8 protein-coding genes are annotated in these 12,452 nt (G+C 53.0%); 7 read left to right on the top strand and 1 reads right to left on the bottom strand.

The window, feature by feature from the left end:
• Nucleotides 1–92: 92 nt before the first annotated feature.
• Complete coding sequence (locus CHH75_RS02050; protein WP_095265370.1) at nt 93–917, bottom strand: AraC family transcriptional regulator; 825 nt, start codon at nt 915–917, stop codon at nt 93–95.
• A gap of 107 nt (nt 918–1,024) precedes the next feature.
• Here CHH75_RS02050 and lacZ point away from each other — a divergent pair, with 107 nt between their 5' ends.
• From lacZ to CHH75_RS02015, 7 genes are all read left to right on the top strand, one after another.
• The gene (gene lacZ / locus CHH75_RS02045) at nt 1,025–4,156 is read left to right on the top strand and encodes a beta-galactosidase, LacZ type (RefSeq protein WP_095397339.1); all 3,132 of its coding nucleotides are present in this window, start codon (nt 1,025–1,027) and stop codon (nt 4,154–4,156) included.
• 151 nt (nt 4,157–4,307) lie between these two features.
• Nucleotides 4,308–5,027 (top strand): YebC/PmpR family DNA-binding transcriptional regulator, encoded by a 720-nt coding sequence (locus CHH75_RS02040; RefSeq protein ID WP_095265368.1) that lies wholly within the window; start codon nt 4,308–4,310, stop codon nt 5,025–5,027.
• 184 nt (nt 5,028–5,211) lie between these two features.
• Complete coding sequence (locus tag CHH75_RS02035) at nt 5,212–6,258, top strand: LacI family DNA-binding transcriptional regulator (protein WP_095397338.1); 1,047 nt, start codon at nt 5,212–5,214, stop codon at nt 6,256–6,258.
• A gap of 25 nt (nt 6,259–6,283) precedes the next feature.
• A complete protein-coding gene (locus tag CHH75_RS02030) occupies nt 6,284–7,588 on the top strand; it encodes an extracellular solute-binding protein (RefSeq protein ID WP_244908169.1) in 1,305 nt (434 codons plus the stop codon).
• Between the two features lie 78 nt (nt 7,589–7,666).
• Complete coding sequence (locus CHH75_RS02025) at nt 7,667–8,953, top strand: carbohydrate ABC transporter permease (RefSeq protein ID WP_095397337.1); 1,287 nt, start codon at nt 7,667–7,669, stop codon at nt 8,951–8,953.
• Nucleotides 8,953–9,795: a sugar ABC transporter permease gene (locus CHH75_RS02020; RefSeq protein ID WP_095265365.1), complete on the top strand. Its 843-nt coding sequence runs from the start codon at nt 8,953–8,955 to the stop codon at nt 9,793–9,795. The genes CHH75_RS02025 and CHH75_RS02020 overlap by 1 nt, the downstream gene beginning before the upstream one ends.
• Nucleotides 9,796–9,918: 123 nt before the next feature.
• Nucleotides 9,919–12,441: a carbohydrate-binding protein gene (locus CHH75_RS02015; protein ID WP_176475432.1), complete on the top strand. Its 2,523-nt coding sequence runs from the start codon at nt 9,919–9,921 to the stop codon at nt 12,439–12,441.
• The last annotated feature ends 11 nt before the right edge of the window (nt 12,442–12,452 follow it).

Raw genomic sequence — 12,452 nt, 5'->3', positions numbered from 1 at the left:
TCTCATGTCATGCGAGACATGAACACGGCTTGAGGGTGTTTTTTTCGCTTGATGCGTTCGCGGTGTGAAGGATTCAGAGTGATCGGACTAGACTAATAGCTGTGTGATTTCTTGAATTTTTCAGGGGAGATCCCCTCCAATCGTTTGAATACCGTACAATAATAGCTGGTATGCTCAAATCCGGACCTGCTGGCAATCTCTTGAATTTGAAGCTGCGGTTCTAACACCATAAGCTCCTTACTGAATTGAATGCGCTCGCGATTGACGTATTCCATCGGTCTTATATTAAACGCTTTTTTGAACAGGAGACATAGATATTGAGGCGTAATTCCGGCTTGTTCCGCCAACAGCTGGATGGTTAACGGCTGGTGGCAGTGTTCCTTAATGTACCGCGTGACGGGCTGTAGCCGCTCGAAATGCTGATGCCTGGTATGCTGGGTGGCATGAATATGCGAAGGGATATCCAGCAGCAGGCTATACAGCAGCTTGGAGCATTCCAGGTTGGTATGATTGTCATTCGAACCCGCCCCGGTAATGATGTTAGCCAGGTCTGCCTGCATCTTGTCAGCATTCAGAATGTTGTACACCCCTGACTTCATAATGCCTGCTTGGGCGAGCAGCGTAGGACAAAGGCTGCCTTCCATCGATATGAACATCAGTTTCCAAGGCTCCTGGATCGCGTGATAACGATGCGGAACATTCGGGAACAGGCAGATCGCCTGTCCTGCTTTAGCGGAATAAATGCGTTCATCCACATGTACAGCGCCTTCGCCCGACAGGATCATCAGCCATTGATAAGAAGCGAATCCGTCAGGGCGGTGAACAGGGTCCTGATGGTTCCATTGTCCTGCCGACGTCAGATATACGGGCAGGTGCAAGTCGGACTCGCTCAGATGACAGAGATGGATAATGTCCATATACGCAGCACCTCGATTTCAAATATTTAAATGATGATGAATATCGTTTAATAGATAACAAGGAAGATGTCACTTTATAATGTGAATATAATTATAACAGAAATGGAGTGACGGATTTGGGAAAAACGAAATGGAAATACAGCCCGCCCGCTAACGGATATCCCGAGTGGAATAATAATCCTGAAATTTTCCAGTTGAATCGCATGGATGCCCATGCCACATTCATTTCCTATGACAGTGTGGAGGAAGCGCTCGAAGGGAGAGTGGAAGATTCCCGGAGCTACATGAGCTTGAACGGCGTATGGAAGTTTGCCTGGGCGGAAAATCCAGAGAAGCGGATCAAGCATTTCTATGCGCGAGACTATGATGCTTCGAACTGGCATGAGATCGCGGTCCCCGGACATTGGCAGCTTCAAGGCTACGATTACCCCCAGTATACGAATGTTCGCTATCCGTGGATTGAGCAGGAGGATTTACAACCGCCTTATGCGCCAACGAAGTATAATCCGGTCGGTTCTTACATCCGCTCGTTTGCGGTTCCCGACAGCTGGAGCGACCAGCCTGTTTATATTAGTTTCCAAGGAGTGGAATCGGCCTTCTATGTTTGGCTGAACGGGGAATTGGTGGGATACAGTGAGGATTCCTTTACGCCAGCCGAGTTCGATCTGACCCCCTACTTGGTGAAGGGTGAGAACAAGCTCGCCGTAGAGGTTTACCGCTGGAGCGATGCGAGCTGGCTGGAGGACCAGGATTTCTGGCGATTGAGCGGCATATTCCGGGATGTATACCTGTACACGGCTCCCGATGCTCACATCTACGATTTTAAAGCGCTTCCAGAGCTGGATGACAACTATAAACATGGTTCCTTGAGCGTCACGATACGAATCCATAATTACAGTGAACAGGATCAGGGGGCCATAGCGGTGGACATGCAGCTGTATGACGAGCATCGACAGCAAGTATGGAGCCGTGCTCCGCTCGAACAGGTGAAATTCGGCTCCGATCCGGTGAAGATGATCACGCTGTCGGGTTTGGTTGATTCCCCAAGACAGTGGAGCGCGGAAGATCCGAACTTGTATACGCTGGTGGTCGGTTTGAGTAATGAGCAGAATAAGACCGTCCAATACGTAAGCTGCAAAGTGGGGTTCCGTCGCTTTGAAATTCAGGATGGGCTGATGAAGATCAACGGGAAAGCAATCGAATTTAAGGGCGTCAACCGTCATGAGTTCTCCCCGGTGAAGGGGCGTGCGATCGGGATCGATGAGATGCTGAAGGATATCCAGCTGATGAAGGCGCATAACATTAATGCTGTCCGGACCTCTCATTATCCGAATCATCCCAAATGGTATGAGCTATGTGATGAATATGGATTATATGTCATAGACGAGGTGAATCTTGAAACCCACGGAACTTGGCGCTACGGGCAGAAAGAGGAGGAGGGCGCGATTCCCGGGAGCAAGCCGGAATGGCTGGACAACGTGCTGGATCGTTCGAAATCGATGTATGAGCGGGATAAGAACCATCCATCGATCGTGATCTGGTCCCTCGGCAATGAATCCTTTGGCGGGGACAATTTCCTGCACATGCATCGTTACTTTAAAGATACAGATCCGTCCCGCATTGTACATTATGAGGGTGTGTTCCATTATCGCCCGTCGGAGGCGGCATCCGATATCGAAAGTCAAATGTATACGAGGATCGATGACATTGAGCGATATGTCAGGAATGATCCGCAGAAACCGTTCATACTGTGCGAGTACAGCCATGCCATGGGCAATTCCTGCGGCGGGTTAAGCGCCTATTGGGAGCTCTTCGACCGGTATCCTGTCCTTCAGGGTGGATTCATCTGGGATTGGATCGATCAGGCGATCCTGACCCGCAACGAAGAGGGCGAGGCGTATCTGGCTTATGGCGGTGATTTCGGCGAGTCGCCGCATGACGGCACCTTCTGCGGCAACGGCCTCATCTTTGCGGATCGAACCGTGTCTCCGAAAATCGCGGAAGTGAAAAAATGCTACCAAAGCGTCCGGTTTGACGGCAGCGAGCTGCCGGAAGGCCGCTTGATCATGACAAATAAGTACTTATTTACGGATCTTGCCGCATTTGATTTTGTCTGGAATGTGATGGCAAACGGGGAGCAGGTCAAGGCGGGAAGAGGATCTGTCCAGGCTGTGCCGGGGGAGACTGTCAAGGTAGATGTCTCGAACCTGCTGGAAATCGCAGCCGCTGGTGCTGCCGGGGTGGAGTACATTGCCACATTCGGGCTAGTGCTGAAAGACAGCACGAGCTGGGCTGATAAGGGTCATGAGATCGCTTTTGGACAATTTGTGCTTCCAGTGGTGCAGCAGCCTGAGGTGAATGTCATTTCCCACGGGCAGCCGGTACAAGTGGAAAGGCAAGAGAATCGGCTTACTGTAGCGGGACAGGCGTTTACGGTTGTTTTTGATTTCCGTTCAGGGGAATTGATTTCCTACACAAGCGCTGGTTCCGAGCTGATCGCTGAACCGCTGCGTCCGAACTTCTGGCGAGCCCTGGTGGACAATGACCGCGGGAATCATCTGGAGCAGCGCAGCGGAATTTGGAGGACGGCCAGTCTGGAGCGGAGATTGCTGGAGTTCTCTTACCGTGAGGCTCCAGCTGCGGTGGAGGTTACGGTACGCTACGCACTGCCGACCGAGCCCGAGTCTATTAGTACATTGCAGTATATCGTGCAGGGCGATGGAAGTATGGATGTGCAGATGAGACTCACGCCCGGCGAAGGGCTGCCGGAGATTCCGGAAGTGGGCTTGATGTTCGCCATGGAACATGCCTTTGACCATATTGAGTGGTATGGCAAGGGGCCGTTTGAGAATTATTCCGACCGAAACAGCGGGGCGAAAATCGGAAGATATGCAGGTCTCGTGAAGGACCAATGGGTGCCTTACCTTCGCCCGCAAGAATGCGGGAACAAAACCGAAGTGCGGTGGGCACAAGTGAAGAGCCGGTCCGGGGCAGGCTTCGCCATTGAAGGCCGCTCGAAGTTCGAATTTAGTGCGCAGCCGTATACCCCGCTGGAAATAGAGGCCAGCGACCATGCCTACAAGCTGCCAGCTTCGGACAAAACCGTTATCCGGGTCATGGCCAAGCAAATGGGCGTAGGCGGCGATGACAGCTGGGGGGCCAAGCCGCATCCAGAGCATATTCTGTACGCGAATCGTGAATATATGCTGGCATTTACCTTGCGACCTGTCGGCCAGTAGGTACAGGGATAGGGGTGAGGAAGTGATGAATGTTATTGCCCATACCATTCTCTATCGCTTGCCTTGTTCAAGTTCTCTATTAGAGCTATAATGAACGAAGGTATTCTATGATACCTGCACCAGATTCAAAGACGAAAGAGAGCGGAAAAGTATGGGCCGTAAATGGAATAATATTAAGGAAAAGAAAGCATCCAAGGATGCTAACACCAGCCGAGTATATGCCAAATTCGGCGTAGAGATTTATGTTGCAGCGAAGAAGGGTGAGCCGGACCCTGAGTCCAACCGTGCGCTGAAGGTCGTATTGGAGCGCGCCAAAACGTACAATGTACCGAAGGCGATCATCGACCGTGCACTGGAGAAGGCAAAGGGCAGCGGCGATGAGAAATATGAGGAGCTGCGTTATGAGGGCTTTGGGCCTAACGGGTCAATGCTCATTGTAGATGCACTCACGAACAATGTGAACCGGACTGCGTCTGCGGTACGTGCGGCGTTTAACAAAAACAACGGCAACATGGGCGTTAGCGGCTCCGTTTCGTATATGTTCGACCCGACAGCGGTTATCGGTATCGAGGGTAAAACTTCAGATGAAGTGATTGAACTGCTGCTCGAGGGGGATGTGGATGTACGTGACGTCCTGGAAGAGGACGACGCGGTCATCGTATACGCTGAGCCGGATCAATTCCATGCCGTACAGGAGGCGTTCAAGGAAGCGGGCGTTACCGAATTTACCGTCGCCGAGCTGACGATGCTGCCGCAGAACTATGTTACGCTGCCGGAGGAGAGCCAGGCCCAGTTCGAGAAGCTGATCGATGCGTTGGAAGACCTCGAAGACGTCCAGCAGGTCTATCATAACGTGGAATTTGAAGATTAATAAGATTACTGGAAAACTCGCTTTTTTGTATCCGTTGCTGATACAGAGAGTGAGTTTTTTTATTGTTACCTATTCATGAAAATGTCTTGACGACCAGAAGGAATGCATGATACCCTCTGGTTAAAGGTTTAACCAATATAAACGAAAGGAGGTTAAACGTTTAACAATTTGGACAGGAGCGATTATGAAGCATGATGTTATATTACACGACGTAGCCAAGGCGGCCAACGTATCTATTGCAACCGTTTCCAATGTAGTCAACGGCAAGGGGCGCGTATCGAAGACAACCATGAAGCGCGTTCAACAAGCGATTGAACAGTTAGGCTATGCTCCCAATTTGTTGGCTCGCCATTTGAAGACGAATCAGTCTCGTCTAATCGGGCTTGTCGTTCAGACGACAAAGCCGGGGCGAATCCAGGATAATCCGTTCTACTGGGATTTGTCGGCGGGAGCCGAGGAAATCGCCCGTGATCACGGATTCCATATGATTTTGGTAAGCATGGGCATGCCGGAGGAGACGCTTGATTTTGTGAAGCAGCGTCAGTTGGATGGGCTGCTTGTGGTCGGGATCACGGATCATCGGGGAGAAGACGCTTTATTCCGCACATTGGATATTCCTTGTGTATACATTGACAGCTATCTGAACGATCCCAGACTATGTCAGGTATGTGTGGATGATCAGTACGGGGGATATGCAGCGACCAAGCATCTGCTTGCACTGGGACATCGCCGGATTGCTTTGCTGATTGGCGATATTCCGATGGATCAGCTGCATCGTTATGCGGTTCTTCAGCAGCGCTGGCTCGGCTACCGGAAGGCGCTTGATGAAGCAGGCTTGCCTTACGATCCCGGCTTGATGATCCGCTTGCCAACCTCCGTGCAAGGCGGTTATCACGCAGCGGCGTGGCTGGCCAATCACAACGATGTCAGCGCGATCTTCTCGATGTCCGACATCGCTGCATTGGGCTTGATGAAGGGGATCAAGGATATGGGATGGCGGGTGCCCGAACAAGTGTCTTTGGTCGGATTTGATAATTTGTTCATGTCCGGCTATACGCTTCCGGCGTTGACCACCGTATCGCAGAATATCGTCCAGAAAGGGCGGGTGGCGGTCAAGCTGCTGATGGAACTGATGGACAACAAGTGCTCAACTTCTCGAAAGGTGGTGTTGCCTGTCGAACTGCTGGTTCGGGACACAACAACAAAGGCGCATTTAACCGATAGACAATAACGATTTCGACATGGGAGGAATTTAGGTGATTATCAAAAACAAAGGATTCATTGGGGTCTTATGTATCGTTTTGATTGTGATGTTGACGGCATGCGGGCCGCAGAGAGACGTAGAACCAGGACCCGCGAGCGAAGGGGTGTCCGCGGAAACGCCAGGAACGTCTCCTTCGGATGACACCGAGGCGCCGAAGCCGGCAGAGCTGACGATCTGGGCTGATGATAATGCGGAAAAACTCGCAGTATTGCAAGCGATTACAGACAAATATACAGAACAGAGCGGGATTGCGGTGAAAATCACACCGATCGCGATGAACGATCAGCCGCAAACGCTGTCGCTTGACGGGCCTTCTGGCAAGGGGCCGGACTTATTCTACCAGCCGGGCATCGGCAGCCTGTCCGTCCAAGGGCTGGTGCAGCCGATGAAGGCCTCGGAAGCACATCTCGCGCAGTTCACGCCGGAGACTTTGGAAGCGCTTAGCTATGACGGGAATTTGTATGGTTTGCCTTTTGTTGTAGAGACCTATGCGCTTCTGTACAACAAGGAACTGATGCCGGAAGCGCCCAAGACGATTGCGGACCTCGAGCGGATTGCGGAGCAGCAGACGGATGCGGCCAAGGATGAATACGGTTTCTTATACGATGCGACCAATTTTTATTATTCGTGGGCCTTCATGGGCGGCAGCGGGGGTTACATTTTTGGCGAAAAAGACGGCGGCTTTGATATTACGGACATCGGACTCAATCAAGAGGGAACGGTCAAGGGTGTCAGCCTCATTCAAAGCTGGTTCCAAAAGAACTATCTGCCTAAAGGCGTGAACGGCGATATCGTTGGCGGCCTGTTCAATGAGGGCAAGGTTGCGGCCGTTATTAACGGGCCGTGGGCGATCACCGACCATAAGGAGCAGCTTGGCGACCACCTTGCGGTAGCTGCGCTTCCGCTTATGGAAGACGGGACGCATCCGCAATCGTTCATCGGGGTCAAAGGCTGGATGCTGTCGGCTTATTCCCAGCATCCGGAGTGGGCTACGGATCTCGCTGAATTTCTGACCAATGCATCGTCGTCCATGACCTGGTATGAACAAGCGGGCGAAATTCCGGCACATCTGGATGTGCTGAACGATCCGGTGTTGGTTGATAATCCACTTGTTGCCGGGTTCTCGGAGCAAATTCAATATGGCATTCCGTTTCCGAATGTTGCGGAGCTGACCCATGTATGGGATCCGATGGCCAACGCGCTTAAATTTGCTGCGGAAGGCGAGGATGCACAGACAGTGCTGGATGAAGCCGTGGTGCAGATCCAGGACAAAATCAAAATGGCGGGAGCAGAATAAATGCATGATGACTGAGAACAAACACGGCTCGGGAAGATCCAAATTTTATAGGCCGATGTCCAAAGAAGGTGAACCTGCTTGACAGCAAACTTAGTACAACAACAACAGCATCGTCCGGCTCTCGCTGCGGCGCTATCCATCATCCCCGGCATAGGGCAGCTGTACAACCGGAGATTTATAAAGGGGAGTCTGTTCTTTCTGTTATCGGCAGCGCTTTTGATTGCGCTGTATGATTTTCTGAACATTGGATTTTGGGGGATATACACGCTGGGCACGATCCCGATGGTCGATGACTCCCGCGCGCTGCTTGTGCAGGGACTGTTGTCCGTCATTCTGGTTGTGTTCCTGCTTTTGTTCTATGCTTACAATTTGGTGGACGCATACCGGGACGGACAGAAACTGCGCAGCGGATATGCGATTCCAAGCATGAAGGAGAGCTTCCATGCGGTATGGGATCGCGGCTTCCCTTATTACATGGTGCTGCCGGGCTTTTTCATTCTGGTGTTCGTGGTGGTCTTTCCTCTACTGTTCATGATCAGCCTGGCCTTTACGAATTACAATCTGTACAATTCACCGCCAGCCAAGCTGCTGGATTGGGTAGGCTTCGACAACTTCACCACATTGTTCACAGAGCCGATCTGGCGCTCCAGCCTGCTGTCCGTTCTGTCCTGGACTGTGGTGTGGACGTTTGTGGCCACAACACTGCAAATCGTAGTTGCGCTGCTGCTGGCGGTGATGGTCAACGATGCCCGCGTCAAATTCAAGCGGCTGATCCGCACCATTTTCATCCTGCCGTGGGCGGTGCCGTCTTTTGTCACGATCCTGATCTTTGCCGCAATGTTCAATGACGACTTCGGCGCGATTAATCGGGAGCTGCTGGCGCCGTTTGGCGTGCAGATTCCGTGGATGTCAGACCCGGTGTGGGCGAAAGTCACCATCATCATGATTCAGGTATGGCTCGGCTTCCCGTTTGTATTCGCATTGTTCAGCGGGGTGCTGCAGAGCATCTCCAATGACTGGTACGAAGCGGCCGACGTGGACGGCGGCAGCCGTTGGAACAAATTCCGCCATATTACACTGCCGCATGTGCTGTACGCCACCGCGCCGCTGCTCATCATGCAGTACGCGGGCAATTTCAACAATTTCAACATCATCTATCTGTTTAACGAGGGCGGTCCTCCGGTTCGAAACCAGACGGCAGGCGGTACGGACATCCTGATCTCGTGGGTGTATAAGCTCACTTTCGAGAACAACAACTACAAAATGGCTGCCGCGATCTCCATCATTATGGGCCTGGTCGTTGCGATCTTTGCATTTTTCCAATTCAGCCGCAGCCGATCGTTCCGAGAGGAGAAGATGTTTTGATGAACCGGAAGCTCAAGAACCGATTGGAATTAACGCTGATTTATGCGGTCGTGCTAATTATGTTTGTGGTCATTTCGTATCCGCTGCTGTGGACGTTAAGCATCTCGCTAAATCCGGGAACGAGCATGTTCAGCTCCAGTCTCGTGCCGGAGCGGTGGTCAACAACGCACTATGAATGGCTGTTCACGAATCCGCAGAGCGATTATTTGCTGTGGTACAAAAACACGCTGCTCGTGGCGTCTGTCACATCCGCCGCTTCGGTTATCATCGTCTCGTTTGTCGCTTACGCCTTCTCCCGGTATGACTTCATTGGGCGTAAATACGGCATTTATTCGTTCCTGCTGCTTCAGATGTTCCCGGTGCTGATGGGAATGGTGGCGATTTATTTGCTGCTGAACGTGGTGGGGCTGCTCGATTCGCTTTGGGGACTGGTTATCATATATATTGGCGGCGGACTTCCGATGAATGCCTTTCTTGTCAAAGGCTATCTGGATACGATTCCGAGGGATCTCGATGAATCGGCCAAAATTGATGGCGCCGGCCATTTCCGGATTTTCTTTCAAATCTTGACGCCTTTGGCCAAGCCGATCCTGGCGGTTGTAGCGCTGTTCAACTTCATGGCGCCGTTTATGGATTTTCTGCTGCCGCGCATCATTCTGCGAAGTCCAGAGAAGTTCACGCTGGCGCTTGGCCTGTTTAACTTTATTAACGACAAGTTTGCCAACAATTTCACCCGTTTCTCGGCCGGGGCGATTCTGATTGCGGTGCCGATTGCCGTCGTGTTCTTGTTCCTGCAGCGGTATCTGATTACAGGTCTGGCCGAGGGCGGAACTAAAGGGTAGTGCGGTGTTGCTGCCCGGATGCGCGTGTTGGCGATACTCCTTGTGACATGGGACAGATAGAGCTTTGGGCAGGATGAGGAAAGAAGTGGAAACCAGCTGATCATGATTGTTGGAGGGATGAGCATGAGAAGACTGGAAGGACTGGCACGACGTGCGGTTGCGCTGTTTATGGCCTGCTGCATGCTATTGACATTTTGGGGGCCGTCGGCCTCCGGAGAGGCGGCTGCGACCGTGACCGCCGTGATGATGGAAGCGGAGCAGGCGGCGCTGAGCGGCGGGGCATTTGTGGATAACGAGCATCCCGGTTATACGGGAAGCGGGTTTGTTGCGGGGTTCACCGACAATAACAAAGGGACAGCCGCCGTCACGTTTACCATGAACGCATCTGCAGCCGGGGAACGGGAGGTCACGCTTCGTTATGCTAACGGCACAGGTGTGACGATGACGATAAGCCCTTATGTGAACGGGGTGAAAATGGGGCAGCTAGCGCTGCCGCCGACATCGTCCTGGTCCGAATGGAGGACGGTGACGGAGACGTATGCCTTCCGGTCCGGCAGCAATACGCTGCAATACCGGTTCACGGCAGAGGATTCGGGCAATGTCAATCTGGATCATGTCGTGATCGGAGACATCATGCCGGGCACCGGACCGGAACCAGAGCCGAACCCGGGCCCGCCGAACCGCTATGAAGCGGAAGCGCAGTTTCATACCGGCGGTGTATCCTGCGTGTCAGGAGCGCTCGAACATTTTGATGCTGCCGGAGCGAAGGTAGTATTCACGGTCAATCTGTCATCTGCCGGACAGAAGAGCGTCGTTCTGCGTTATGCCAAAAGCACGGCCGGAACCGGATCCATGAAGCTCCAGGTCAATGGCATTGACGCGGGCTCGGTGCAGCTTCCTTCCACCGGCGGTGCTGAAGCTTGGGCGGAAACAGCCACTCAGCTGCCGCTTCGCAAAGGGCTAAATACGATCACGTATGAGGCTGTTGACCGTTCAGCTGCCGGAGTGAGAATGGATGCGTTGACGGTTGCAGACGGCTTGCCACTGGCTGAGCGGGGAGCTACGGTTCCGTATCAGGAGCTGGAAGCGGAGACGGGAACTACGAATGCCGTGACGATTGGGCCGTCCCGCACGTACTTGACCGTCGAGGCGGAATCCTCGGGTCGGCAAGCGGTCAAGCTGACATCGACCGGTCATTACGTCGAGTGGACGGCGCCGGAGGCAGCCAATGCGCTGGTTGTCCGCTACAGCATGCCGGATGCCCCGCAGGGTGGCGGAATCGACGTGACGCTTAGCTTATACGTGAACGGGGTCAAGCGTCAGACATTGGATGTGAGCTCCAGGTATGCATGGACGTACGGCAGCTACCCGTATAACGATAATCCGGCCGACGGAGGCGCACATCACTTTTATGACGAGAGCCGTTATCTGGTTGACCCGATCCCGGCAGGCGCAACGGTTCGACTTCAGAAGGACGCGGCAGACCATGCCGACTATTACACAATCGATCTGATCAATCTGGAGATGGTAGCTCCCGCATATACGAAACCGGACCATTTTGTCAGCATTACCGACTTTGGTGCGACGGCGAATGATCATACCGACGACACGGCAGCGATCCGGGCAGCGATTCAGCATGCCGAGGCGACGGGGAGCGGCGTCTGGATCCCGGCGGGCACGTTCCGGATGAACGACCGGGTGAATGTGTCGAATGTGCACATCCGGGGAGCAGGCATGTGGCATACAACGCTGCAGGGAACCGGTGGAAAAGGGGGCTTCTACGGCACAGGAGGCAAAGTCTATATTGCGGACTTGTCTATGTACGGAGACGCTCTCTACCGGAATGACGCGGAGGATCACGCCGGCCTTGAGGGACGCTTCGCCTCCGGATCGCTGATCCAGGGCGTTTGGATCGAGCATATGAAGGTGGGCATCTGGCTCAACGGCGGCACGGATGGGCTGTATATTGTGGACGGCCGCGTGCGCAATACATGGGCTGATGGCGTCAATTTTCATGGCGGTGTGAAAAATACGACGATCAGTCATTTCCATGTGCGCAACACCGGTGACGATGCGTTTGCCATGTGGTCGGATGGCGTTCCGAACGAGAACAACCTGTTCCGTTATAACACGGCCCAGATTCCGGTGCTGGCCAATACATTTGCGATCTATGGCGGCAAAGACAATAAAGTGTGGGATAACCTCGGAGCGGATACCGTCACTGCATCAGCCGGGATTGCGGTCAGCACCCGCTTTAACGCTGTCAGCTTCAGCGGAACGACGGAAATCAAGCGCAATACTTTGCTTCGCACCGGCGGGTATGAGCCGAACTGGAATACAAGCTTTGGCGGCTTGTGGATCTATGCCGAGAACCAGAGCATTACCGCTCCGATCTTGATTGAGCAGGTCGATATCCTTGACAGCACGTACGAAGGCGTGAAGCTCAGCTATAATCAGCGGATTCAGCATATTGCGTTTGATCGAGTCACCATCGACGGGGCAGGGACGCACGGCATCTATTTTGACACCGTTACCGGCTTGGGAACGTTCTCGAATGTGGTCATCTCCGGGACAGGTTCAGGGCCGGTGCACAACCCCGGACAGGCATTTCAAATTGTTAGAGGCCCGGGAAATATAGGCTGGTGACTGTAAGTCCG

This window comes from Paenibacillus sp. 7541 (assembly GCF_002276395.1).
Lineage (GTDB): Bacteria > Bacillota > Bacilli > Paenibacillales > Paenibacillaceae > Paenibacillus_AQ > Paenibacillus_AQ campinasensis.
Note: the sequence above shows the minus strand (reverse complement) of the source record. Positions and strands in the feature narration are given on the sequence as shown.